Genomic DNA, 23,718 nt, shown 5'->3' on the forward strand with positions numbered 1-23,718 from the left:
GCGGGTCCGCGCGGCGGCGGCCACCTGCGAATGAGAATCTATCTCATTAACACCCATGAGCCCGGTCGATTCCTTTAGGCTGCCGGTCAGTTGTTTTAGATCGCCGCGCTCGCCAGCTGGTCGTCGTCGATCGCGTTCGACGACACACGGATATCGCTCGGCGAAATGCCGTAGCGCTTGCGGAACGCGATCGAAAAATGCGCGGGACTGTAGCCCACCCGGTACGCCACGGTCGACACGTTCGCATCCTCCGCGCACAGCATCGCGTGCGCGGTGCGCAGCCGGTATTCCTGCAGGTACGCATACACGCTCGTGCCGAACACCTTGCGAAACCCGGCCGTCAGCTTGCGCGAATTCATCCCGACGCGGCCCGCGAGCGCGTCGAGCGTCGGCGGCTGCTGGAGCTCGCGCGTCAGGATGTCGCTCGCCGCGTACACGCGCTCGACATCCGACGACGTCACGCGCACATCGGCCGGCGCGGACTGCCGCTGCGTCGCGAGCAACTGCGCGCTCAGCGCGGTCAGCTCGAACGCCTTCGCCTTCAGGTAGTACTCGCGCACCGCGCCTTCGAACGGGCACGTCGCGATCTGCACCGCGAGCGCCTGCAGCGCCTTCGATGCGGGGCAACTGACGATGCGCGGATCGCCGCCCGTCGGCGCGAGCATCTTCTCCGGCAGCAGGCTCAGGTTGCGGTCGAGCGCGTCGAGCCCGAGCTGCACGATCGTGTAGCGCAGCGGCACGTCGCGGTCGTAGATCTGGTGCGTCGTGAATTCGCCGTCGTTGGCGATCACGCACAGGCCCGGCCCCTTGATGCACTGCTCGGGCTGGCCCGGCACGCGGCAGCGCAGCTGCCCGCTCTGCACGAGGACGAGCTTCAGCCCTTTCTCGAGCGGCTCCTCGTACCAGTCGCGGCTGTCCGAGCACAGCGTGCCGCTCATGAGTTTCATGCCCGCGTCGATGTGCACCACGCCCGGATGGTTGCCGGGCACGAGCACCGGCGGGTGACGTCGTGACGAAGCGAAGGAGGTCGAGCTCATCGGAGGGTCCGTTGGTTGGCGGCACGCGCGGACCGGCGCGCGCCGGCGGCTACCGGCCGATTGTCCGGCCGGGCCGGGCGGGCGCCGCGCGACAGGCGCCCGATCGAATGAAATTGCCGCGATATCGAAAGAAACGACGCTATCGCGGCACTTGTTACAAATGATAATACCTCTCATTTACATTTTTTGACAACTTGCGGAACCCGAGGTCAGCGCATGCATTCCTCCCTTCCCTCCGTGGCGCCGGCCGTGCCGGCCGACGCGCCCGACTGGCCCCACGCATTCGCGCGCCGCTATCGCGACGCCGGCTACTGGCAGGACACGACGTTCTTCGACGCGCTCGACGCGTGCGCGCAGCGCGATCCCGACGCGCTCGCGATCGTTGACGGCGCATGCCGGCTGCGTTACCGCGACCTGCTGGAGCGCATCCGGCGTCTCGCAGGCGGCCTCGCGCGCCTCGGCCTGTCGCGCGGCGACGCGGTCGTCGTCCATTTGCCGAACGGCGCGCGCTTCATCGAAACCTGCTTCGCGCTGTTCCAGCTCGGCGTACGGCCGGTGCTCGCACTGCCCGCGCACCGGCAGTACGAGATCGGCGCGTTCTGCCGCTTTGCCGGCGCACGCGCGTATCTGTGCGCAGCGCAGCTCGGCGACTTCGACTGCCGGCCGCTCGCGGCCGCGTTGCAGGCCGACTGCCCGACGCTCGAGCACGTCGTGATGGCCGGCGACGATCACGCGTTCACGCCGTTCGACGCGCTGTATGACGCGCCGCCGATGCGCGAATGCGCGGCACGCGCCGACGACATCGCGTGCTTCCAGCTATCGGGCGGCACGACCGGCACGCCGAAGCTGATTCCGCGCCGCCACTGCGAATACCTGTACAACGTGCGCGCGTGCAGCGTCGCGAGCGGCTTCGACGCCGGCACCGTGTATCTCGCCGCGCTGCCGATGGCGCACAACTTCACGCTGTGCTGCCCCGGCACGATCGGTGCACTGCTCGCGGGCGGCCGCGTCGTGACGACCGGGCGGCCCGAACCCGAACAGAGCTTCGCGCTGATCGCGCAGGAGCGTGTCACGCATACCGCGCTCGTGCCGCCGCTCGCGCTGCTGTGGCTCGACGAGCAGCCGCAACGCCAGGCCGACCTGTCGAGCCTGCGCGTGCTGCAGGTCGGCGGCGCGCGGCTGATGGATCACGCGGCCGCGCGCGTGACGCCCGTGCTCGGCTGCCGGCTGCAGCAGGTGTTCGGGATGGCCGAAGGGCTCATCTGCTGCACGCGGCTCGACGATTCACCCGAGCGCATCGCTCACACGCAAGGCCGCCCCGTGTCGGAGGGCGACGAAGTGCGGATCGTCGACGACGCCGGCGAACCGGTCGCGCCCGGCGAGATCGGCGAACTGCAGGTGCGCGGCCCGTACACGATACGCGGCTACTACCGGCTCGCCGAACACGACGCGACGTCGTTCACGGCCGACGGCTTCTACCGCAGCGGCGACCGCGTGCGGCGCACCGTGGACGGCGACCTCGTCGTCGAAGGTCGCGACAAGGACCAGATCAACCGCGGCGGCGAGAAAGTGTCCGCCGAGGAAGTGGAGAACCTGCTGCTCGCGCATCCGCAGGTGCACGACGTAGCCGTGGTCGCGATGCCCGACGCGCTGCTCGGCGAACGCACCTGCGCATTCGTCGTCGCCCGCGCGCCGGCACCGACCCGGTTGACGCTGAAGCGCTACCTGCGCGACTGCGGACTCGCGGCATTCAAGATCCCCGATCGCATCGAGTTCATGCCGCGCTTCCCGGAAACCGGCATCGGCAAGACCAGCAAGAAATCGCTGCGCGACCTGCTGCGCCGCCAGTTGCAGGCGGCGGCCGCATGACCGTGCGAACCACCGATTCGAACTGGATCCGCGAGCTGCGCCTGTCGCCGTGCCCGCGCGCGCAGCTCGTCTGCTTCCCGCACGCGGGCGGCACCGCGAGCTTCTTTCGCGGCTGGAGCCGCGCGCTGCCATGGGACATCGACCTGCTGGCGCTGCAGTATCCGGGCCGCGAGGACCGCTTCGGCGAGCCGTGCCTGCCGTCGATCGACGCACTCGCCGGCCCCGCCGCCGACGCGCTGCAACGCTACGCGCACGCGCCGCTCGTACTGTTCGGGCACAGCCTCGGCGCGGCGCTCGCGTACGAGGTTGCGTTGCGGCTCGAAGCGCGCGGCGCGGCGCCGCTTTACGTGGCCGTGTCCGCTCTGCCGCCGCCGCATCGTCAACGCCTGTCGGACCTGCATCTTCAATCCGACGACGCGCTCGTCGGCGATGTCGCGCGGCTGTCCGGCGAACACGCCGCACTGCTCGCCGATCCGGAAATGCGCGCGATCTACCTGCCGATGATCCGCAACGACTATCGCGCGATCGAGACATATCGACGCGACCGGCCGCCGCGGCTCGACACGCCGCTCGGCGTGATGGTGCCGCTCGCCGATACCGAACTCGACAACGACGAAGCGCATGCGTGGCAGGACGTCGCGTCGCGCCCGATCCGCATCGCGACATTCGACGGCGACCACTTCTACCTGCGGCACCAGTACCCGGCGCTGATCGCGCACCTGGTCGAACGGATCGACCATTCCCTCCGCTACGGAAAGGAGTACACATGAAGACACCGGACGCCTGCACGGGGCTCGCCGATATTCGCGAAGCCATCGATCGCCTGGACGCCGATATCGTCGCAACACTCGGCCTGCGCATGCAGTACGTAAAGGCCGCGTCGCGCTTCAAACCCGACGAAGCGAGCATCGCCGCGCCGGAACGGGTGGCCGCGATGCTGCCCGACCGGCGCCGCTGGGCCGAACAGGCCGGCCTCGACGCCGACTATGTCGAGACGCTGTTCGCCAACCTGATCGCGTGGTACATCGCGCAGCAAACGCAGCACTGGCGCCGCCAACGGGGGCACGCATGAACGCCGGCCTCCCGCTGTTGCACGACACGTTCGCGCGAGCGGCCGGCCGCGCCGCCGCCACCGGCGAGCCGACGCTCGCGTCGGTGTCGGTGCCGCTGCGGCCGCTCGATTTCTTCGACCTGATCGCCGCATGGGACGATGGCGTCACGCCGTGGTTCTTCCACGAAGCCGGCGATGCGTCCGTCGCGCTGTTCGGCTGGGACTGCGCGCTCGAACTGACCGCGACCGGCGACACACGCTTCGCGCAGATCGATGCGCGCTGGCGCACGCTCGCTCGCGACGCGGTGACGGCCGGCCCGCAGCCGCCGCGTATCGTCGGCGGCTTCCGGTTCGATCCGCGCGGTACGCGCAGCGCGCACTGGGCGCCGTTTCCCGACGCGAGCATGACGGTGGCCAGGTTGCTGATCGTGCGTGAAGGCGACGCGCACTGGGCCGTCTGCCAGCATGTCGTCGCCGCGCACGACGATCTGGCTGCGCTCGCGCATGCGTGTCTCGCCCGGATCGAATCGCTCGCTGCGCTCGCCCCGGCCGTCGAGGACGACGCACCGCACCTGCTGCATACGCAAGCAATGCAGGCAGGCGAATGGCAGCACGAAGTCAGGCGCGCGGTGGACGCCATCCACGGCGGTGCATTCGGCAAGGTCGTGCTCGCGCGCGACGTGCTCGACCAGTACGCGCGGCCCGTCGCGATTGCGCCGCTGCTGCGCCGGCTCCGGCGGCGCGACGCGCATGCGCACCTGTTCGCGGTCCGCCGTGAAGGTGCGTGCTTCGTCGGCGCAACGCCGGAACGCCTCGCACGTGTCCAGGCCGGCGACGTGCGCACGCATGCGCTCGCCGGGACGATCCGGCGCGGCGCCACGCCCGACGACGACCGCGCACTCGGCGCGGCACTGATGGCATCCGCGAAGGAACGGCTCGAACATGCGCTCGTCGTCGACGCGATCCGCGCCGCGCTGGCGCCGCTGTCGCGCGCGCTCGACGTGCCCGCGCAGCCGTCGCTGCACCGGCTGCCGAGGCTGCAGCACCTGAGCACGCCGATCCGCGCGACGTTGAATGCGGACGCCACGTTGCTGCAGGTCGTCGCGGCGCTGCATCCGACGCCGGCGGTGGCCGGCCATCCGCGCGACGCGGCGCTCGACCACATCCGCGAACATGAAGGATTCGATCGCGGCTGGTATGCGGCGCCGATCGGCTGGATCGACGCGCACGGCAACGGCGACTTCATCGTCGCGCTGCGCTCGGCGCTGGTCGAAGGCGGTGCGTGCAGGCTGTTCGCGGGCTGCGGCATCGTCGCCGATTCCGATCCGGTCAACGAATATCAGGAAACCGAACTGAAACTGTCGGGCATGCAGGCGGCGATCCGGGTGCGCGATGCGGCGGTGGATGCGCATGGCCGCGCGCAGGTGTCGGCTTCGTCGATGGTCGGCTGATTCGACACCGAGGCAAACGGCGGCGCGACAGTCACGTGCGTCGTCCGCACTGCCGCGCGTTGCGCGTTACAACAACGGCAGCGTCAGCCGGATATGCTCGGCGAACGCCGCCGTCAGATGCGAAGGCCGTTTCCGGTCGAACCTCAACGTAATGCCCACGGCCGGCAACGGCGGCAACCGCGGATCGCCGTTGACGATCGCGAGGTCGGCCGGCACGGCCGTCTGCGTCATCACCGCGAACGCCTGCCCCGAGCGCACCAGCGCGATCAGCCCCGCGAGACTGCTGCTCGCATAGGCGACGCGGTAATCACGGCCGGCACGATTCAATGCTTCGCAAGCCGCGATGTGATCGAGCGTATCGCGATCGGAAAGCGCGAGCGGCAACGGATCGAAATGCGCGGGCTCGAGCCCCGGATAGCCGATCCAGACCAGTTGCTCGCGGCGAATGATGTCGTCGTTCGCCCCGTCGTCCGGCAATGAAATCATCGCGAGATCGACCGCGCGTTTCTCCAGTTGTTCGAGCAGCCGCGGCGTCGGCCCGCAGACGATTTCAACGATCGCCTGCGGATGCTGGCTCGAAAACTGCCGCAGCAGCGACGGCAGAAACACCTCCGCGTAATCGTCCGGGCACCCGAACCGGATGGTCCCCGACAACCCCGTGCCGCACAGGTCGGCCATCGCCTCGTCGTGCAGCCGCAGGATGCGCTGCGCATGCACGAGCAGCCGCTCGCCCGGGTGGGTCAGCACCACGCCGCGGCCGGTGCGCTGGAACAGCGGCTGGTCGACGATATCCTCGAGCCGCTTCATCTGCTGGCTGAGCGCGGACTGCGTCCGGCCGACGCGCGCGGCCGCGCGGCTGAGCGCGCGCACCTCGGCGATCACGACGAACGAACGCAGCAGGTCGATTTCGAGCGAAAGTCCCAAGGTATTAGCTCCTTTTCTACCTTGCATAAGAACTATTCGTTTCCATCAAACCAGACGCGCGCCTAGACTGCAAGCGATCCCTGCCCCTTTTGCCCGGAGAAGCCCGATGTCCCTGAACGACGACGCAACCTTCTGGCGCAACGCCAGGCAGCACCTGGTCCGCTACGGCGGCACGTTCGAGCCGATGATCATCGAGCGCGCGAAAGGCAGCTTCGTCTACGACGCGGACGGCCGCGCGATCCTCGATTTCACGTCGGGGCAGATGAGCGCGGTGCTCGGCCACAGCCATCCGGAGATCGTCTCCGTCATCGGCGAATACGCGGGCAAGCTCGATCATCTGTTCAGCGGGATGCTGTCGCGGCCGGTCGTCGATCTCGCGACGCGCCTCGCCGACATCACGCCCGACGGGCTCGACCGCGCGCTGCTGCTCAGCACCGGCGCGGAATCGAACGAAGCGGCGCTCCGGATGGCGAAGCTCGTCACCGGCAAGTACGAGATCGTCGGCTTCGCGCAGTCGTGGCACGGGATGACCGGCGCGGCCGCATCGGCCACGTACAGCGCGGGCCGCAAGGGTGTCGGGCCGGCCGCCGTCGGCTCGTTCGCGATTCCGGCGCCGTTCACGTACCGGCCGCGCTTCGAGCGCAACGGCGCCTATGACTATCTCGCCGAACTCGACTACGCGTTCGACCTGATCGATCGCCAGTCGAGCGGCAACCTCGCGGCATTCATCGCGGAGCCGATCCTCAGTTCGGGCGGGATCATCGAATTGCCGGAAGGCTATATGGCGGCGCTCAAGCGCAAGTGCGAGGAGCGCGGGATGCTGCTGATCCTCGACGAGGCGCAGACGGGCGTCGGGCGCACCGGCACGATGTTCGCGTGCCAGCGCGACGGCGTGACGCCCGACATCCTGACGCTGTCGAAAACGCTGGGCGCCGGGCTGCCGCTCGCGGCCATCGTGACGTCCGCGGCGATCGAGGAACGCGCGCACGAACTCGGTTACCTGTTCTACACGACCCACGTGTCGGATCCGCTGCCCGCGGCCGTCGGCCTGCGCGTGCTCGACGTGGTGCAGCGCGACGGGCTCGTCGCACGGGCCAACGTGATGGGCGACCGGCTCAGGCGCGGCCTGCTCGACCTGATGGAGCGGTTCGACTGCATCGGCGACGTGCGAGGGCGCGGGCTGCTGCTCGGTGTCGAGATCGTCAAGGATCGCCGGACGAAAGAACCGGCGGACGGGCTCGGCGCGAAGATCACGCGCGAGTGCATGAACCTCGGGCTCAGCATGAACATCGTGCAGTTGCCCGGCATGGGCGGCGTGTTCCGGATCGCGCCGCCGCTGACGGTCAGCGAGGAAGAGATCGACCTTGGCCTGTCGCTGCTCGGACAGGCAATCGAACGGGCGCTGTAGTCGCGCCGCCGGTCGCTGCCGCACGGGATGCGTTCGATCTGCGTACACTACCCGGCAGGCAGGCAACGGCGGGTAGCGAAGCGAGCGATGACGACTGCGACGAAAGACACCGGCACGCCCGACCACTGGCTCGTCGCGCGCCGCGATGCGGAAACCGGCATCGAAAGCCTGCATGCGCATTTCAACGGCCATGCCTACGACGCGCACGATCACGACGACATGCTGGTCGGCTTCACCGAACAGGGCGTGCAGCAATTCCAGTGCCACCGGTCGCTGCATACGAGCGTGCCCGGCCGCGCGATCCTGATCGAGCCGGGCGCGATGCACGACGGCCATGCGCCCGAAGCAGGCGGCTTCACCTACGGGATGCTGTACCTGCCGCAAGCATGGGTCGAGCGCGCGGCGCAGCGGCTGGACCTGCCGGGCCTGAGCGGCGTCGAAGCCGCGTTCGGTCATACGCTCGTCGACGACCGCGGCCTCGTCGACGCGATCCGGCAGGCGTTTCTCGCGATCCACGGCAACGAGGGCAGGCTCGCGCGCGACCAGACGCTCGACCGCCTGCTGACGCGGCTCGGCGGCGAACTGCGCAGCCCGCTCGTGCTGGAAAGCGGCGTCGTGCCGCCCGCGATCGTGCGCGTGCGCGAGCTGCTGCATGCGCAGATGGACGGCAACCTCGGACTCGACGAACTCGCCAGCGTCGCCGGGATCGACCGGTTCCGGTTGACCCGGCTGTTCCAGCGCGCATTCGGCACGTCGCCGCACGCCTATCTGGTGCGCTTGCGGCTGCGCGCCGCGCGGCGACTGCTGGCGGCCGGCCGCACGCCCGCGCAGGCGGCCGCCGACGTCGGCTTCGCCGACCAGAGCCATCTGGGGCGCTGGTTTCGCCGCGCGTACCGGATCACGCCGGCCGCGTACCGGCAAATGTGCACAAACGTTCCAGACTGATCGCGCGCGGCATCCGATCATGCGTGCTCCAATGAGGAGCAAGCATGTTCGATACGAAAGTGGCACTGATCGTGCGCGACGATCTCGCGGCGTGGCAGAAACTCAATGTCGTCGCGTTTCTCGCGACGGGCGTCGCGGCCGGCGCACCCCAAGCGCTCGGCGAGCCTTACGAGGATGCAGCCGGCAATCGCTACGGCAGGATGTTCGGCCAGCCGATGCTGGTGTTCGCGGCCGATTTGAACGGCCTGCAGGCCGCGCACCGGCAGGCGCTGTCGCGCGAAATCACGATCGTGCCCTACGTGCGCGCGATGTTTTCGACCGGGCACGACACGGCCAACCGCGAGGTGTTTCGCGCCGAGGATGCGGCAAATCTGGATTTGGTCGGGCTCGCGTTGCACGGGCCGAAGAAGGCCGTGGACAAGGCGGTGAAAGGGCTGGCATTGCATGCATGAACGCCGGTGCCAGCCCGCTGTTTTGCGGTCAGCGATGCGCCAGCACGTTGACGAGCTTGCCGAACGGATCGCGCACATAGAAACGCCGCACGCCCCACGGCTCGTCGGCCGGGCCGTATTCGACGGGAATGCCCGCTGAACGAACACGCGAGAGCGCTTCATCGAGATCGTCGACCTCGATCGACAGGTCGGGCGTCGGCGTGCCTGATCCGCCTTGCGACGCGAAGCTGATCTGCACATCCATCTGTTCGGCATTGCCGTAGGTTGCGATCCAGCCGTGATCCATCAGCAGGTCGAGGCCGAAGATCTGCTGATAGAAGCGCTTCGCGTCGTCGACCGACTGCGTGTCGATATTGGCGACGATTCGTTTGACCTTCATCGGTTGTCTCCGCGAGTCGTGTCACGAGAATTGTCCGAGGTCGCAGTCGAAACCCAGGCACGATGGCGCTTCAGAACCGCCGTAGCTATTGCGCTTCCAGCAACTCGCGTTTGTTCGTCGTCAACCATGTCTTCACGTCGATCATGAGCGCCGTCGCACTGGCAAAACACTCATTTACCGCGGACGCTTGAACCACGTCCCCGGAGTAATCCGACAGATTGCGCTGCTTGCGCAGTGCGTCGAGCACGATCATGCGATCGACCGGCAGGCCGATCGTCTGCGGAAGCGTCTGGATCGCTGTCTGGTGATGTCCCGGTCGGCTCGTCATCGTGCGAAAGCCATTCGCGTGCAACGCCAGCATCGCAAGTTGCATGATCGCCTTATAGGCCGCGTCAAAGCGGTTTTCGTTGCTCAATCCCTCGAGTTGCGCATCCGCCAGATTTCGCTCCGCAGCAGCCAGCAGCCGCGTCGCTTGTTCCCGGTCCGGCTGGACCGCGTCGAGGCTAACGCCGAGTAAGTTCTGCAAGGTCATCGTCGCTACCGATCAAGAAGATCTTGGGTTTTCCAAGCACGTCCCGCAAGAATGCGTCTTGCCGGTCGACACCGGCACGAAACTCGTCGGGCGACAATACTTGGGGATTGATATCCCGCCCCAATGTCGCTTGAGCATCGTAAAGCATTCCTACCACCGCAGCGAACCCGACCGAACCGATCACCATCACGTCGACATCGCTGTCCGCCGTCTCCTGGCCGCGCGCGACCGAGCCGAACACGAACGCCACGGCGATTTGCTCGGCGCAAGGCAACAGTGCTTCAGCCAGCACGTCACCCATGCCCGAGGTCTTTCGCATGATCGAAGCCAGCTCCTCATAGATCGGACAGCTTCGATTGGCGCGATAAACAACCTGATTTCCCTGTCGATCCCGGCTCAAGATGCCAGCTTCGGCCAGTTTGCTCAGTTCCTTGTGCAGGGTACCGGGGGTTGTGCCCGTCAAACGGGCAATTTCGCGAACGTGTAACGCCTGATCAGGCCGCAACAGGAGCAGGCCCAGCACACGGCGCCGGTAGTCGCTAAATAGGGTCGAGGCAATGGATCGTAGCATGATTGGCTACGATTGTAGCCGAATTGGCTACGAGATATCGTCCCGACGAATGCTCTTGTCAGTCCGGATCGGCAAGTTAAATGTAGCCGATTCGGCTACGATCGAAGCTGGATCGGCTACACATTTCCTGCAAACCTGTGTTCCAAAGCGTCACAAGAAGAAGACGCCAATCAGATCAGCAGCGCCGCCGGCCCATTGCAGGCCGGCGACCTCCATCATCAACCGCCGAGGTAAGCCTGCTTGATCCGGTCGTTCGCGAGCAGGTTCGCGCCCGTATCGGCGAGCACCACCCTCCCCGTTTCGAGCACATACCCGCGATCGGCCACACCGAGCGCCTTGTTCGCGTTCTGCTCGACCAGGAACACCGTGACGCCTTCGTCGCGAATCGTCCGGATGATGTCGAAGATCTGCGCGATCACGAGCGGCGCGAGGCCGAGCGTCGGTTCGTCGAGCAGCAGCAAGCGCGGCTTGCTCATCAGCGCGCGGCCGATCGCGAGCATCTGCTGCTCGCCGCCCGACATCGTGCCGGCCCGCTGCGTCGCACGCTCCTTCAGGCGCGGAAACAGCTTGAACACGTGCTCGATCCCGTCGTCGATCTCGTGACGGCTCGCAAAGAACCCGCCCATCTTCAGGTTCTCGAGCACCGTCAGACTCGGAAACACGCGCCGCCCTTCCGGCGAGATCGCCATCCCCTGCCGCATGATCTGGTGCGTCGACATCGCGGTGATGTCCTTGCCCTCGAACATCACGCGGCCCGACGATGCGCGCGGCGTGCCGCACACGGTCATCATCAGCGTCGTCTTGCCGGCGCCGTTGCTGCCGATCAGCGTGACGATCTCGCCCTTGTTCACCTCGATCGACACGCCCGCGAGCGCCTCGACCGCGCCGTAGTGCGTATGGACCTGTTCCAGCTTCAGCATCACTCTTCCCCCAGATACGCCTTGATCACGCGCGGGTCGTTGCGGACCGCTTCCGGCGTGCCGATCACGATCGGCCGGCCGTGCTCCATCACGAGGATGCGGTCCGACACGCCCATCACGAGGCTCATGTCGTGTTCGATCAGCAGCACCGACACGCCGAACTCGCGGCGCAGCTTGTCGATCAGGTGCTGCAGCTCGATCTTCTCCTGCGGGTTGAGGCCAGCCGCCGGCTCGTCGAGCATCAAGAGACGCGGCTCGGTGATCATGCAGCGCGCGATCTCCAGACGCCGCTGGTGCCCGTACGACAGCGTGCCGGCCGGCCGGTTGGCGACCGACTTCAGCCCCATCCGTTCGAGCCACACGGCCGCGCGTTCGAGCGCTTCCTTTTCGGCGCGGCGATACGCGGGCGTCGAGAACAGGCCGGGCAGCAGCCCCGCCTTCACCTTGCGATGCTGCGCGACGAGCAGATTCTCGACGACGGTCAGCGACTTGAACAGGCGGATGTTCTGGAACGTCCGCACCAGCCCCTTCACCGCGATCTTGTGGCTCGGCAGCCCCGCGATCGGGTGACCGTCGAGCACGACGTCGCCGCCGGTCGGCTTGTAGAAGCCGCCGACGCAGTTGAACACCGTGGTCTTGCCCGCGCCGTTCGGCCCGATGATCGCGAACACCTCGTCGCGGCGCACGTCGAAATCGATGCCGTCCACCGCGAGCAACCCGCCGAAGCGCATCTGCAGCCCGGCGACCTTCAACAGTTCTGCATTCGTGCTCATTGGGGCAGCTCCACGTGGGGACGGCTCGCGGGCAACAGGCCCTGCGGACGCCACATCATCATCAACACCATCACGAGACCGAAGATCAGCATCCGGTACTCGGCGAAGCCGCGCGCGACTTCCGGCAGCACGGTCAGCAGGATCGCCGCGAGAATCACGCCGAGCTGCGAGCCCATCCCGCCGAGCACGACGATCGCGAGGATCAGCGCCGATTCGATGAAGGTGAACGATTCAGGATTCACGAGGCCCTGGCGCGCCGCGAAGAACGCGCCGCCGAGGCCGGCGAACGACGCGCCGAGCGTGAACGCCGACAGCTTGATGCGCGTCGGGTTCAGGCCGAGCGACCGGCACGCGATCTCGTCGTCGCGCAGCGCTTCCCACGCACGGCCCATCGGCATGCGGATCAGGCGGCTCGTCACGAACAGCGTGAAGCCGACCAGCACCAGCGCGATCAGGTACAGGAAGATCACCATGTGCTCGCCGCTGTACTCCAACCCGATCAGCTCGTGGAAGGTCTTCGCGCCTTCGACGCTCGCCGAGCGCGCCATCTCGAAGCCGAACACCGTCGGCTTCGCGATGCCCGAGATGCCGTCCGGGCCGCCGGTGAGGCTCGTCAGGTTGTTCGCGAGCAGGCGGATGATTTCGCCGAAGCCGAGCGTGACGATCGCGAGATAGTCGCCGCGCAGCCGCAGCACCGGGAAGCCGAGCAGGAAGCCGAACGTCGCCGCCGCGATCGCGGCGAGCGGCAGGCACTCCCAGAACGACAGCCCGAAGTACTGGTTCAGCATCGCGTACGTATAACCGCCGACCGCGTAGAACCCGACATAACCGAGATCGAGCAGCCCCGCGAAACCGACCACGATGTTCAGCCCGAGGCCGAGGATCACGTAGATCAACGCGAGCGTCGCGACGTCCACCGCGCCGCGCGAGCCGAAGAACGGCCACACGAGCCCGACCGCGAGCAGCACCCACACGACCACGCGCTGCTGCTGCGCGCCCATCGCGGGCATCGCCGGCAGCTTCACCGCCGATTTCGCGCGCACGAGCCACGGCTTGAACAACTGGAACAGGAACACGGCCGCGACCGCGATCCACACCGGCCGCCAGTGCGGCGTGAGCACGACCTGGTAGCCGTCGAGCTTCAGCTGCAGGCCGAGCACCGGGATCGTGAGGATCGCCGTCAGGAGCGCGGCGGCCATGGCATTTTTCAGCGCCTGGCCGAACGAAGCGTCGGCGGCCGGGCGGCGAACGGAAATGACTGTACTCATCTGCGTCTCCCTCAGACCTTTTCGATGTCCGACTTGCCGAGCAGGCCGGTCGGGCGGAAGAGCAGGATCAGCACGAGCAGGCCGAACGCGACGACGTCCTTGTACTCGGCCGGCATGTAGCCTGCGGCGAAGGTTTCGGCGAGGCCGAGCAGCACGCCGCCGAGCATCGCGCCCGGGATGCTGCCGATCCCGCCGAGCACCGCGGCGGTGAACGCCTTGATGCCCGCGACGAAGCCGATATACGGATTCAGCTTGCCGATCGTCAGCCCGATCAGCACGCCGCCGACGGCGGCCAGCATCGCGCCGAGCACGAACGTGAACGAGATCACGCGGTTCGTGTCGATGCCGAGCAGGTTCGCCATCTTCATGTCCTCGGCGCACGCGCGGCACGCCCGGCCCATCCGCGAATGCCCGATGAACAGCGTGAGCGCGATCATCAGCACCACCGTCACGCAGACGATCATCAGGCGCGAATACGGGATGGTCACGTCGAAGTCGCCGCCGAGGTGGATGTCGAACGCGCCGGAGATCAGCACCGGCACGGACACGTCGCGTGCGCCCTGGCCGATCTGCACGTAGTTCTGCAGGAAGATCGACATGCCGATCGCGGAGATCAGCGGCACGAGGCGCGGGCCGCCGCGCAGCGGCCGATACGCGACGCGCTCGACCGCGAAGCCGTACAGGCCGGTGACGATCACCGACACGATCAGTGCGGCGCCGAGCACGAGCGGCAGCGGATAGCCGGCGGAGATGCCGATGGCGGTCAGGGTCACGAGGCCCACGTACGCGCCGATCATGTAGATCTCGCCGTGGGCGAAGTTGATCATGCCGATGATGCCGTAGACCATCGAATAGCCGATGGCGATCAGCGCATAGATCGCACCCAGCGTCAGGCCGTTGACCAGCTGCTGGGCGAATTGCGGAAAGAAGTCAGTCATGTGCGGGAAGCTCCCGTTGGCGCCGCGTCGCGTGCCGCGCCGGATCACGGCTGCGGCCGCGCGCAACGCACGGTGTCGTCTCGGGCCGCCCGTTGGCCGCGGAACGGCCAAATGCGCACGCGCTCCGCCCGGGTGACGGGCAGAGCGGGTGCGCGGGGCGGGTACTCCGTATTACTTGGCGGCGGTCTTCGTCGCGTCCTTGTGCCACGTGTACACGACGAACTTGAACGCCTTCAGGTCGCCCTGCGCGTCATACGACACCTTGCCGATCGGCGTGTCGAACGTCGTCTTGTGCATGTACGCGGCGACCTTGGTCGGATCGGTCGTCTTCGCGCCGGCGATCGCGTCGGCGATGATCTTCACCGCTGCGTACGACGGCATCTGGAACGGGCCGTTCGGGTCGCGCTTCTTGTCCGCGAACGCCTTCACGAGCGCCGCGTTGGCCGGGTCGGCCGAGAAGTCGGCCGGCAGCGTGACGAGCATGCCTTCCGAAGCCGGGCCGGCGATCGCCGTCACGTCCTTGTTGCCCACGCCTTCAGGGCCCATGAACGTGGCCTTCACGCCCTGCTCGCGCGCCTGGCGCATCAGCAGGCCCATTTCCGGGTGGTAGCCGCCGAAGTAGACGAAATCGACGCCTTGCGACTTCAGCTTCGTGATGATCGCCGAGTAGTCCGAATCGCCGGCGTTGATGCCTTCGAACAGCACGACCGGGATCTTCGCGGCTTCGAGGTCCTTCTTCACCGACGATGCGATGCCCTGGCCGTACGACTGCTTGTCGTGCAGGACGGCGACCTTCTTCGGCTTCACGTTGTTGATGATGAAGTGCGCGGCCGCCGGGCCTTGCTGGTCGTCACGGCCGATCGTGCGGAAGATGAAGTGGCGCTTCTTGCCTTCGGTCAGCTGCGGCGCGGTGGCCGACGGCGTGACCATCACGATGCCTTCGTTCTCGTAGATGTCGGATGCGGGGATCGTCGAACCCGAGCACACGTGGCCGATCACGTACTTGATCTTCTGGCTGACGATCTTGTTCGCGACGGCGACGGCCTGCTTCGGTTCGCATGCGTCGTCCATCAGCACGACTTCGAACTTGTTGCCGCCCGCACCGCCTGCCGCGTTGATCTGCTCGATCGCGGTCAGCGCGCCGGCCTTCACCATGTCGCCATATTGGGCGACCGAGCCGCTCATCGGACCAGCGATGGCGATCTTCACGGTTTCCGCTTGCGCGGCGGCGGCGCCCGCGGCGAACAGCACGGCGGCGACGGAAATGGACGTAAGACGGGACAGCGTCATCTGGGAGCTCCTCGATGTTGTTTAGTCATACGGGCAAAGGCGGCATGACTTGCGCAATCGAACAGCACCCGGGGCGAGGACATGGGACACGCCCGAGACACATAGAAGACGGAACTCCAGCGGAATGTTGCGTAGCGGGGCCCGGCTCTTGCAGTCCCCGAAGGGGACGTCTGGTTCGGAAAGACATCATCGTGATGCGTCTTGCATTGCGCAAGCGTTTCGCCTGCCCCGCTTGCCAAACCGCTTGATCGGAGGGATGGTCCGACAGCCGTTGGCAAGGCAGTCGAAATTATATGGGCGTTTTTAAATCGTCTGTCAAAAATGCCGGTCGACCGAGGGAAAACACGTAGGGATGGGGTGGCGACCGGGGGGGCAACCGGGCGGGGGCGAGAACGTTTGCTTTCGGTGCAATCGGGTTGCGATGGAGGGTGTCGGGTTGGGTGGTTGCCTTGCTGGGTATGGGGTTTGGCGATCCTGGATTGTGTGCAGGGCGTGTTTGGTCTGCTAAGGGTCCGATCGCTGAAAATCAATCAGCTGACGATTTGAAGGGGAAGCACCAACACGGGGCGCTCGCCGTGGGCGGTAAATCCTTCCGTTTGCCGACAGATTCGGCTGTTTCGAAAGCTCGTTGATATTTGTGTGAAATAATACGAATTCGCCTCTGCAATCCAGCCAGCCTTCCTGCGAGTCGCGCCCGCCGCGCTTCGCCGTCGCCTCAGGGCCGCTTCGACGCCCGTCCGTCGTTCAGTCTCGCCAGCCAGTGATCTGCCGTTTTTGCTCAATGCACATCACCTGATTGGGATCGCCGATGAATCATCCTTTTCGCTTGTCTTCCGCCGCCGCGCTTGCGTGGGCGCTTTCTGTTTCCGCTGCCGATGCTTCGGGTCGCGATACGCTCGTCGATCGGTCGGCTGGTGCCAATGTGTTTCGTTCGGAGCGGCGTGCTGCTGCTCGTGATGATGGGCATGCGGCACATATGAACCGTCGCCGCGTGCAGTACGCTGCGCCCGTGGAGCGTAGTCCGTTCGATACGCCTGATACGCGGCCGTTGCGTGTGTCGGGCGATAGGCTTGTGGCACCGCCGCCTTCGTCGGAGCACGAACCCGATTTGGTATTGCCCGCGAATCGCGTCGCGCTCGGCGCAGGTGGCAGCGATAGTCTTGGTCGCGCGTTGCCGGGGTACAAGCAGCGCGAGCAGAACTGGAACGAGTACCTGCGAGATAACGGCTCGCGCCCAGCTGGCGGTGGCGGCTCGTATGCGCCGACGCGGCCGTACGATGCTGCGCGCGGCCCGCACGGTACGCCGAATCCGTTCGATCCGTCGGTGCCGCAACCGGAAACGCGCACGTTCTATGACAACGGCGCGGGCACGCATTGCACGGCTACCGGCGGTGCGAGGACGTCGCGGTCGTCCTGCAATATCGCCTGGTGATGCGTTCGGGCGGCTGGTAGCAGCAGCCCTACCCGCGCGCTGCGCGACTTCGCGCAGCGCGGCCGCATCTCGCGGCGTTGCCTTTTACAACTGCGTGATGATCAGCCGGCCAGGCTCAATATCGATTCGCGCCTTTCGGCCCGGGACAAAACACGCATCGCTGATCAGCCACATCCCACCGATCTTCATATACGGGTAGAACTTCTCCGGCTTGAGGTCGGTTTTCGGCGTACCCCACATTTCCTGGATCGTTACGAAACGTTCCGTCTTCGGTGGTCGTGCTTTATGATTCGGCTTAGCCATGGGCAACTCTCCATTAGTTGGCTGTGGTTAGCGGGTCGTGAGTGTTGGTAGCACTTGCGGCCCGCGCTCGTTTACTGCGGCGGTTTGATGGTTTGGATTCCTCCTTTGTTGGTGGGGCTGTGCAAATGGGGCTTCGACGTGTGGATCAGGACGTGCAACGTATCCATCCGCGCGCGCGATCATCTTCGGCTGGACATTGCCTATTAGACAGTGTTTGTTGCTTGGGCACACGTTAGCCGTTGGTTATAGGCAGACAATGAGGTCAATGCTTACGGCCATTGCGAGCGTTGATGGCGAACGTCGATCTGTCACAGTGAGCGATTGATCAGAACTTGACGATTCGAAACAGTTCGATTGGATCAGATGTATTAGCTGGAACTCGATCTGACAGGTAGTCGGGCTAGAAGATGCCCCTCGAAATGTCGACCGACCAACACCGACAAACAGTTCATTTCGTCTCGGCTCCAGTTGGGGATCAGGCTACACCCACCCCGATCTATGCGTCTAGCGACATTGCTCCCGCTTCCAGTAAGATACCCGGCGCATATTTACCTTCATGTGATCGCAGAAATTGGATTGCCCCCGGCCCCTTTATAGATCCAATATAACCCGATCCACCTGGATGAGGGGCAACGAATTCACGCGTATGGCACACCACTGCGAAAATCGCTTCATCAAGAATCACGATATCGGAGAATGGCCGCCCGTGACACTCGCTCATGCCGCATTGATTCGGTCTGTAACCGCGTCAACAGATACAATTTCATCGCTTCTTTTTGGTACGCGACTCTTTGAATAGAAGCGCGACCGCATCTGCTTTGTCATTGCATGCATTTATTCCGCCCACCCACCAATTCATACCCTCTTTATCAATAATCGATTTTACCAATCTTGAATTCCATGGCGTGCCCTCTTTGATGTATCCAGAAAGATACAAATTTATACGCCTAACAAGCTGGGGATTGGAAAATATCGTCATATCCTCTAAGTTTCTGCGAACCCCTTGCTTTTCAGTAAATTTCTCGCCCCCTTTGTAATAAATCCCCAACTCCTCATATGACGGCCCCTCAAATTCTATTTCTGAGAAATTCGATTGATCGGGCGTATAGAGAGGATCTGATGACAATATGGGCCACTTCACTGCGCAAAAGTTTTTCCCAAAATCAAAAGACGCCAGAATAGGATTAAATAGGCGGGAATTTTTTGAATATTTTCCCGACTTCGCATCTTCTGATGCCACCTTGAAGTCAACACTAAATTCGTCAAAAACCTCAATCCATTTTGTCGCCCCAACCAGAATCACCCGAGAACACACAAACCCCCACTCCCCGTTCATTTCGCAGGGAATTGCAACAATATCGCCAGGTATTACTTTCAGCAATGCCATATCATTAACCTCCACATCGGCCCAACCCAATTTCCTTTGCCTTATCATTATAAAAATTCACATGAGATAGGCCGCGCTCATCTGTTCTCAATTTATTGATAGGCTCGATGACATTGCCGGGGAACCCTGTTTTGGTATTGAATTTTTCTCTATATGCTTGCTCATATCCCTTTGCTTGACTATATGTCAACGTCCCTGTAGGCCCTTCAAGAGAGCGAATTTCGGTCTGCCCTCGAACGGCTCGTCCGGTACCTACATGTTCAGAGAGGCGATCGTCGAGCGATTGTCCGGTATGGCCAACGTAGTAGGGCTCATTCGCTCCGGGCTCGTAAAGACCATACGTGGAATACCCAGGAGCATCCAGCGGAGTTACCGCCCATCCCCACGGATCAATCCACGAGACCGGATTGGGCGCATATTGATAAAGGTTGTGCCCACCGGCGAGCCCGATGGGGTCCTGATTGATGAATCGCCCGATGTCCGGATCGTAGAACCGGAAAGTGTTGTAGTGCAACCCAGTCTCACGGTCCAGATACTGTCCCTGGAAACGCAGGTTCTGTGGTCGTGGTACGTGTATGGACGTCGCCGCGGCCACCGACACTTCACCCCACGAGGCTGTCGACCTCTGCGGCGCCCGCGCAATCCACTCCTCCTGCACCGCGTTGCCCCACACCTTGTATCGGGCCTGCCAGACCAGTTCGCCGTCGGCGTCGGTCAGTTCCTCTGGCAGCCCCGAAACGTCGTTGTGGAAGTAGTAGACGGCGTCTCGCGCATCCGCATCATTAGCCGCCGGCTTACCTTGATCGATCCGCGCAAGCGGCACATAGCTATTGGACTCGTACAAGTACGTCAGCGCTTCCTCGCCCTGACGGTCGTGATATGTCTCCTGCACGAGGCGCATGCCGTCCCACAGGAAATCAGTACTCGCATAGCCACCATTGAGCTTCCGAACCCGCCGGCCAAACGCGTCGTATTCGAAATGCGTCGTCGCGATGCCTAGCCTGTCCTTCGTCACGACGGTCTTCAACTGGTTCCAATCGTCGTATTCAAGAACCAACTCTTTTGCAGGCCCGTGACCACTCAGCTTGCGAACCAGCCGTCCATACGAGTCGTACTCGAAGCGCTTGTCTTCGAACATCTTGAGCCGGTTGTGCTCGACGTAGCCGCCTGGGTGATCGCTCGACACCAGGTTGGCCGCCGCGTCCCAGCGAAACACTTCCGACGGCACCCCCGGCCCTGCCGCCTGTTCAATGCGACCAGTCGGGTCATATCGATAGCTCGTCGTGCCATGACGCTGATCTCGCTTCTGGATCACGTCGCCCGCTGCATCGTATTGCCACTGCTTCGCAAGCAGATCGTCCGCCGCCCGGCCTCGCTGCGCAGCGTGCCGCGCACGCCGGCCAACCGCGTCGTACCCGAAATGACTGGTCAGCTTGCCCTGCGTTCGTAGCACCTCCCGATGCAGATCATCGCGTTCCATGTCGGCAACTGCAGCGCCGTCAACGCGGATCTGGTGCACGTGTCCCGAGCCGTAATGCAGCCAATCGATCGTGCGCTCGCCCGAGATTGTGGTGCTGACACGGTTGCCAAGCTCGTCGTACGTATGCGCGAGCCAGCCGGTCGGCGTGTATTCCTCGAGAACCGCTCCGCGCGCGTCGTATTTCAGATTGACTCGATTCTTCAGCGACGGGCCACGAGCGGCCAACGTGTACAACTCGGCAGATGCGATTCGGTTCGCCTTGTCGTACAAGTACTCACAACGCTCATGCGTAGCTTGCTTCGCCGTCAGTCGCCCGATCGCGTCGCGCTCGTAGCGCGTCTCGATCTGTCCATCCCGTACGATCGTGCCTTGGCCGCACACGTCATATTCATATGTGCGCTTGTGACCATCGAGGCCGATTTGTGCAGAAACCAGATCACGACGGTCATACTGGAAGCGATACGACTCATGATTTTCGTTGGTCAAACTCGCGAGCCTGAACGCATCGTCGTAAACAAACCGCACGACACGATCAGCCGCATCAGTACGCGACAGCAGCAGCCCCCGCGCATTGATTTCATAGCGCGTGCTGCGTTGATTCGCATCGACAACTTCGACGAGACGCCCGGCCGCATCGTACCGGAACGTCTGACGAGCACCATCGGCCGTCCCGATCCCCGTAACCCGCCCCATTGCATCCGCTTCATACACGGTTGACTGCCCGGCCGCATCAGTCACGCGCGCGAGCGCGCCCCGTGCGTCATATGCAAACCGCGTGATCTTTCCGGAACAATCGGTGTACGAGGTCAACTGCGCACGACCATTCCATTCGAGGAACTTGTAACCACCCCGCGCATCGCGGATCGTGTGCACCAACCCACGCTCATCCCGGTGATACTCGGTCGCAAAGCCCGCCGGATCGCGCGTCATCGTCAGGTTGCCGCGACCGTCGTAGCGGTAGATCCAGCGCGAGTTGGCTGGATCGGTTTCCGCGACAGGCAGGTCGTAGTGCCCATTCCATTCGGTGCGCTCAACCTGACCGAGTGCGTCTATGCGCTCGGTCTGGCGCCCGCGCTCGTCATATTCAAAGCGGGTCGTGTTCCCAGCCGGATCGGTCGTACTGACCAACTGCCGCTTCGCGCTCCACTCTAACCGCCAAACATGACCTTCTGCATCCGTATGACTCGTCGGCTGCTGATCCTCGTTCCACGTCCACTGCGTAACGCGACCGATCTGATCGGTGATCGTCACCGTACGCTGCGCGAGGTCCGCGTTGAACGTGTACGCTTCGCCGTCGTCGGTCCAGTGGCGCACGACGCGCGCGTCGCGACCGACGCCCTCCCACGCATAGAAACACTGCAAACCGCCGCGCAAGGTGTGCTGAACCATCAGTCCACGCTCGTACGCGAAGCGTCGCGCGGTATGGCCACTGCGATCGGTAACCGCCACCAACTCGCCTGCACCGTTGTACGCGTAACGCACCAGCGTGTCGGGTTGCTCACCGTCCACACCACGAGTCAGCTCGATCGTGGCAATTCGTCGCGGCTGCGATTTATCGTAGACCAGCGTCAGCATGCGACCAGCGCTGTCATGCAGCCGGGCCGGCCGCACAACCTCATCGGCCGCCTCTTGCTCCACCTCGATCCAGTTACCGTTGCGATCCTCGAGACGCCACAGCTTGAGCGTCTCGCTGTCCGCATCGCTACGAGCACGGCCGAAATCGCGATACAACCCGTCGACCGTCTCAACCACGTAGTGGCCGCCAGCCGTACAGATCAGGTAAATGCCTTCGGGAACGCTGAAATGGCTGTCACCCGGCGGCACCGCCGGGAACGCGATGTCGCGCCCCTGCTCATCCCAATATGCGATCGACGTGACCTCGCCATGCTCACGCGCAAGCCGCAGCTCAACGCTGATCGGCACACTCCAGCCCGGCCCGAACAGGCTGTCAGCACGATCATCGTGACTGCTGTAAAAACGTCTCCACACGATCGGCAGCGGCCCGGGCAATGCGAAGTCGGTATCGTCCGTGCCATCGAGAATCTTGCCGCCGGTAATGACGTTGACCGGGTGGCCCGCAGACGGCCTCGCCAAACTGCCGAGCCACGTACCGAAGGCACCGGCTGCAAAATTGATCGCAAGGCAAGGCAACTTACCTTTCAGAAACTGCCCCCAGCTCATCTTCCCGCGGCCGCAAACCGCGAGCGCGATACCAAGCGCCGCCCCCAGCCATCCAAGCCGTGAAGCAGACTTCACGTCCCTTACCCGCTGCGTACCACCGCCGATGAAAACGTTATCGGACCCTTCGGCAATCGTCCCGTCGCAAGTCGTCTTGTCGCCGACGCGCGCGGCCGGATGATCGTTGATATAGACGCTCCCCGACCCATCGGCGATCATCTGCGGCCCGGGATGATCGGTACACGCGACGGTATCGAGATCCCCCGGCTTCGCCGCCCGCGCCGCCGGCTTGTTATTGACGTAAACGTTCCCCGACCCGCTCGCGATCTTGCCTTTGATCTCGGGCGGCACGATCGAATTGGCCAGTGCCTTCGCGCCGTCGTCGATGGCTTCGTTCATCCCGCTCGCTTCCATCAGCGCGCCCGAGCCGACCGCCACCCCCACGCCGATCGCAATCACGAGCGGCGTCGCCAACCCTGCCGTGCCGATCTCGAGCGCAGCGAGGCCGACGAACACCAGCCCCTCCATCGCCTCCGCCACCAATGCACCGACGATGGCACCGCCGACCACCGACCCGACCGTGCCGACAAGCTCACCCAGGAACGACGTGTGCTGGATCGGATCTTCGAAGCGAGCGGCCGCGAAGTTTTCCGCACTCACGACGCGTCACCCGGTCCGAGCAGGGTCGGTCGAGCCGCGCGCGGCTGGAAGCTGGCGAGCATACGGTCGGCGATCGCCTGCTGCTCTGCGGTCAGCGGTGCCGCGCTGGTCAGCGTCATCACCAGCACGCGGCCGGCGTCGTCGGACGGGAACATGGTCTGCACCTGATGCCAGAGCCGGCCATCCCGCTCGTGCGTGGAATCGATCTGGATGCCCGAACGGCCCGCCACCGTCACCGGCCGGCGCGCCTTCTCGGTGAGCATCTTCGCGTCGCGCGACGCCACTTCCCATTCGCGCGCGACGAACGCATCGATACCTTCCCCGTCACGCAGCCGCCCACGGGCGATCACGAGGTTGAGGCCGCCGGGGCCGGCGTTCATCACGAGGATGTTGACGGTGCGGTCGAGCGCCGCGTCCGGCAGTTCGAAGGTGCCTTCGTGGATTGCGTAGTGCATGGCTGGTTTTGTTCG

22 protein-coding genes are annotated in these 23,718 nt (G+C 64.5%); 8 read left to right on the plus strand and 14 right to left on the minus strand.

The window, feature by feature from the left end; translation table 11 throughout:
- Positions 1-95: 95 nt before the first annotated feature.
- Complete coding sequence (locus LXM88_RS26715) at positions 96-1,037, minus strand: helix-turn-helix transcriptional regulator (protein ID WP_262545701.1); 942 nt, start codon at positions 1,035-1,037, stop codon at positions 96-98.
- Positions 1,038-1,253: 216 nt separating this feature from the next.
- On the opposite strand from LXM88_RS26715, the gene LXM88_RS26720 reads away from it, so the two are divergent.
- From LXM88_RS26720 to LXM88_RS26735, 4 genes are read left to right on the plus strand one after another with little or no spacing between them, the layout of a single operon-like run.
- Positions 1,254-2,906 (plus strand): (2,3-dihydroxybenzoyl)adenylate synthase, encoded by a 1,653-nt coding sequence (locus LXM88_RS26720; protein ID WP_262545703.1) that lies wholly within the window; start codon positions 1,254-1,256, stop codon positions 2,904-2,906.
- Entirely contained in the window at positions 2,903-3,676 is a 774-nt protein-coding gene (locus tag LXM88_RS26725; RefSeq protein WP_262545705.1) for a thioesterase II family protein, read from the plus strand. The genes LXM88_RS26720 and LXM88_RS26725 overlap by 4 nt, the downstream gene beginning before the upstream one ends.
- Positions 3,673-3,978 carry an isochorismate lyase gene (locus tag LXM88_RS26730; RefSeq protein ID WP_262545707.1) on the plus strand — a complete coding sequence of 102 codons (306 nt, stop codon included), beginning with the start codon at positions 3,673-3,675 and terminating at the stop codon, positions 3,976-3,978. Before LXM88_RS26725 ends, LXM88_RS26730 begins: the two co-directional genes overlap by 4 nt.
- Complete coding sequence (locus tag LXM88_RS26735) at positions 3,975-5,408, plus strand: isochorismate synthase (RefSeq protein ID WP_262545709.1); 1,434 nt, start codon at positions 3,975-3,977, stop codon at positions 5,406-5,408. The genes LXM88_RS26730 and LXM88_RS26735 overlap by 4 nt, the downstream gene beginning before the upstream one ends.
- Positions 5,409-5,474: 66 nt before the next feature.
- Here LXM88_RS26735 and LXM88_RS26740 read toward each other — a convergent pair whose 3' ends face one another.
- Positions 5,475-6,359 carry a LysR family transcriptional regulator gene (locus tag LXM88_RS26740; RefSeq protein ID WP_262545711.1) on the minus strand — a complete coding sequence of 295 codons (885 nt, stop codon included), beginning with the start codon at positions 6,357-6,359 and terminating at the stop codon, positions 5,475-5,477.
- A gap of 79 nt (positions 6,360-6,438) precedes the next feature.
- On the opposite strand from LXM88_RS26740, the gene LXM88_RS26745 reads away from it, so the two are divergent.
- From LXM88_RS26745 to LXM88_RS26755, 3 genes are all read left to right on the plus strand, one after another.
- On the plus strand, positions 6,439-7,740 hold the full coding sequence (locus tag LXM88_RS26745; RefSeq protein WP_262545713.1) for an aspartate aminotransferase family protein: 1,302 nt from the start codon (positions 6,439-6,441) through the stop codon (positions 7,738-7,740).
- A gap of 87 nt (positions 7,741-7,827) precedes the next feature.
- Complete coding sequence (locus tag LXM88_RS26750) at positions 7,828-8,685, plus strand: AraC family transcriptional regulator (protein ID WP_262545714.1); 858 nt, start codon at positions 7,828-7,830, stop codon at positions 8,683-8,685.
- Between the two features lie 44 nt (positions 8,686-8,729).
- On the plus strand, positions 8,730-9,137 hold the full coding sequence (locus LXM88_RS26755) for a DUF2000 domain-containing protein (protein WP_262545715.1): 408 nt from the start codon (positions 8,730-8,732) through the stop codon (positions 9,135-9,137).
- 28 nt (positions 9,138-9,165) lie between these two features.
- On the opposite strand, the gene LXM88_RS26760 is transcribed toward LXM88_RS26755, so the two are convergent.
- From LXM88_RS26760 to LXM88_RS26795, 8 genes are all read right to left on the minus strand, one after another.
- The gene (locus LXM88_RS26760; RefSeq protein ID WP_262545717.1) at positions 9,166-9,516 is read right to left on the minus strand and encodes a VOC family protein; all 351 of its coding nucleotides are present in this window, start codon (positions 9,514-9,516) and stop codon (positions 9,166-9,168) included.
- Between the two features lie 85 nt (positions 9,517-9,601).
- Complete coding sequence (locus LXM88_RS26765) at positions 9,602-10,048, minus strand: DNA-binding protein (RefSeq protein WP_262545720.1); 447 nt, start codon at positions 10,046-10,048, stop codon at positions 9,602-9,604.
- Positions 10,020-10,619: a nucleotidyltransferase domain-containing protein gene (locus LXM88_RS26770; RefSeq protein ID WP_034180684.1), complete on the minus strand. Its 600-nt coding sequence runs from the start codon at positions 10,617-10,619 to the stop codon at positions 10,020-10,022. Before LXM88_RS26770 ends, LXM88_RS26765 begins: the two co-directional genes overlap by 29 nt.
- Before the next feature lie 218 nt (positions 10,620-10,837).
- Entirely contained in the window at positions 10,838-11,539 is a 702-nt protein-coding gene (locus LXM88_RS26775; protein ID WP_262545724.1) for an ABC transporter ATP-binding protein, read from the minus strand.
- Positions 11,539-12,312, minus strand: coding sequence for a high-affinity branched-chain amino acid ABC transporter ATP-binding protein LivG (gene livG / locus LXM88_RS26780; RefSeq protein WP_111018740.1), 774 nt, complete (start codon positions 12,310-12,312; stop codon positions 11,539-11,541). The genes LXM88_RS26775 and livG overlap by 1 nt, the downstream gene beginning before the upstream one ends.
- On the minus strand, positions 12,309-13,580 hold the full coding sequence (locus LXM88_RS26785; protein ID WP_262545727.1) for a high-affinity branched-chain amino acid ABC transporter permease LivM: 1,272 nt from the start codon (positions 13,578-13,580) through the stop codon (positions 12,309-12,311). The genes livG and LXM88_RS26785 overlap by 4 nt, the downstream gene beginning before the upstream one ends.
- A gap of 11 nt (positions 13,581-13,591) precedes the next feature.
- Positions 13,592-14,518: a high-affinity branched-chain amino acid ABC transporter permease LivH gene (livH, locus tag LXM88_RS26790; RefSeq protein ID WP_069748923.1), complete on the minus strand. Its 927-nt coding sequence runs from the start codon at positions 14,516-14,518 to the stop codon at positions 13,592-13,594.
- Between the two features lie 171 nt (positions 14,519-14,689).
- Positions 14,690-15,808 carry a branched-chain amino acid ABC transporter substrate-binding protein gene (locus tag LXM88_RS26795; protein ID WP_047902577.1) on the minus strand — a complete coding sequence of 373 codons (1,119 nt, stop codon included), beginning with the start codon at positions 15,806-15,808 and terminating at the stop codon, positions 14,690-14,692.
- Positions 15,809-16,616: 808 nt separating this feature from the next.
- On the opposite strand from LXM88_RS26795, the gene LXM88_RS26800 reads away from it, so the two are divergent.
- Positions 16,617-17,240: a hypothetical protein gene (locus LXM88_RS26800; RefSeq protein WP_262545728.1), complete on the plus strand. Its 624-nt coding sequence runs from the start codon at positions 16,617-16,619 to the stop codon at positions 17,238-17,240.
- Positions 17,241-17,324: 84 nt separating this feature from the next.
- Here the strand turns inward: LXM88_RS26800 and LXM88_RS26805 are convergent, their stop codons facing one another.
- The 4 genes from LXM88_RS26805 to LXM88_RS26820 form a co-directional block, all read right to left on the minus strand.
- Positions 17,325-17,543, minus strand: a complete 219-nt coding sequence (locus LXM88_RS26805; RefSeq protein WP_065501341.1) for a hypothetical protein — start codon at positions 17,541-17,543, stop codon at positions 17,325-17,327.
- A gap of 763 nt (positions 17,544-18,306) precedes the next feature.
- Entirely contained in the window at positions 18,307-18,930 is a 624-nt protein-coding gene (locus LXM88_RS26810; protein ID WP_262545729.1) for a hypothetical protein, read from the minus strand.
- Positions 18,931-18,934: 4 nt separating this feature from the next.
- Positions 18,935-23,248, minus strand: a complete 4,314-nt coding sequence (locus LXM88_RS26815) for an RHS repeat-associated core domain-containing protein (RefSeq protein ID WP_262545730.1) — start codon at positions 23,246-23,248, stop codon at positions 18,935-18,937.
- Complete coding sequence (locus LXM88_RS26820) at positions 23,245-23,703, minus strand: DUF1795 domain-containing protein (RefSeq protein ID WP_262545732.1); 459 nt, start codon at positions 23,701-23,703, stop codon at positions 23,245-23,247. Before LXM88_RS26820 ends, LXM88_RS26815 begins: the two co-directional genes overlap by 4 nt.
- Positions 23,704-23,718 lie beyond the last annotated feature (15 nt).

It is taken from the genome of Burkholderia sp. S-53, from assembly GCF_025560745.1.
Taxonomy (GTDB): domain Bacteria; phylum Pseudomonadota; class Gammaproteobacteria; order Burkholderiales; family Burkholderiaceae; genus Burkholderia; species Burkholderia pyrrocinia.

What these genes read in the sequence shown, in the direction of transcription:
- LXM88_RS26730 (WP_262545707.1), top strand. Translation starts at nt 3,673, where the DNA reads ATGAAGACACCGGACGCCTGCACGGGGCTCGCCGATATTCGCGAAGCC.
- livG (WP_111018740.1), bottom strand. Translation starts at nt 12,312, where the DNA reads ATGAGCACGAATGCAGAACTGTTGAAGGTCGCCGGGCTGCAGATGCGC.
- LXM88_RS26795 (WP_047902577.1), bottom strand. Translation starts at nt 15,808, where the DNA reads ATGACGCTGTCCCGTCTTACGTCCATTTCCGTCGCCGCCGTGCTGTTC.
- LXM88_RS26770 (WP_034180684.1), bottom strand. Translation starts at nt 10,619, where the DNA reads ATGCTACGATCCATTGCCTCGACCCTATTTAGCGACTACCGGCGCCGT.
- LXM88_RS26765 (WP_262545720.1), bottom strand. Translation starts at nt 10,048, where the DNA reads ATGACCTTGCAGAACTTACTCGGCGTTAGCCTCGACGCGGTCCAGCCG.
- LXM88_RS26810 (WP_262545729.1), bottom strand. Translation starts at nt 18,930, where the DNA reads ATGGCATTGCTGAAAGTAATACCTGGCGATATTGTTGCAATTCCCTGC.
- LXM88_RS26720 (WP_262545703.1), top strand. Translation starts at nt 1,254, where the DNA reads ATGCATTCCTCCCTTCCCTCCGTGGCGCCGGCCGTGCCGGCCGACGCG.
- LXM88_RS26785 (WP_262545727.1), bottom strand. Translation starts at nt 13,580, where the DNA reads ATGAGTACAGTCATTTCCGTTCGCCGCCCGGCCGCCGACGCTTCGTTC.
- LXM88_RS26745 (WP_262545713.1), top strand. Translation starts at nt 6,439, where the DNA reads ATGTCCCTGAACGACGACGCAACCTTCTGGCGCAACGCCAGGCAGCAC.
- LXM88_RS26775 (WP_262545724.1), bottom strand. Translation starts at nt 11,539, where the DNA reads ATGCTGAAGCTGGAACAGGTCCATACGCACTACGGCGCGGTCGAGGCG.
- LXM88_RS26805 (WP_065501341.1), bottom strand. Translation starts at nt 17,543, where the DNA reads ATGGCTAAGCCGAATCATAAAGCACGACCACCGAAGACGGAACGTTTC.
- LXM88_RS26750 (WP_262545714.1), top strand. Translation starts at nt 7,828, where the DNA reads ATGACGACTGCGACGAAAGACACCGGCACGCCCGACCACTGGCTCGTC.
- LXM88_RS26755 (WP_262545715.1), top strand. Translation starts at nt 8,730, where the DNA reads ATGTTCGATACGAAAGTGGCACTGATCGTGCGCGACGATCTCGCGGCG.
- LXM88_RS26725 (WP_262545705.1), top strand. Translation starts at nt 2,903, where the DNA reads ATGACCGTGCGAACCACCGATTCGAACTGGATCCGCGAGCTGCGCCTG.
- LXM88_RS26760 (WP_262545717.1), bottom strand. Translation starts at nt 9,516, where the DNA reads ATGAAGGTCAAACGAATCGTCGCCAATATCGACACGCAGTCGGTCGAC.
- LXM88_RS26800 (WP_262545728.1), top strand. Translation starts at nt 16,617, where the DNA reads ATGAATCATCCTTTTCGCTTGTCTTCCGCCGCCGCGCTTGCGTGGGCG.
- LXM88_RS26740 (WP_262545711.1), bottom strand. Translation starts at nt 6,359, where the DNA reads ATGCAAGGTAGAAAAGGAGCTAATACCTTGGGACTTTCGCTCGAAATC.
- LXM88_RS26735 (WP_262545709.1), top strand. Translation starts at nt 3,975, where the DNA reads ATGAACGCCGGCCTCCCGCTGTTGCACGACACGTTCGCGCGAGCGGCC.
- LXM88_RS26820 (WP_262545732.1), bottom strand. Translation starts at nt 23,703, where the DNA reads ATGCACTACGCAATCCACGAAGGCACCTTCGAACTGCCGGACGCGGCG.
- livH (WP_069748923.1), bottom strand. Translation starts at nt 14,518, where the DNA reads ATGACTGACTTCTTTCCGCAATTCGCCCAGCAGCTGGTCAACGGCCTG.
- LXM88_RS26715 (WP_262545701.1), bottom strand. Translation starts at nt 1,037, where the DNA reads ATGAGCTCGACCTCCTTCGCTTCGTCACGACGTCACCCGCCGGTGCTC.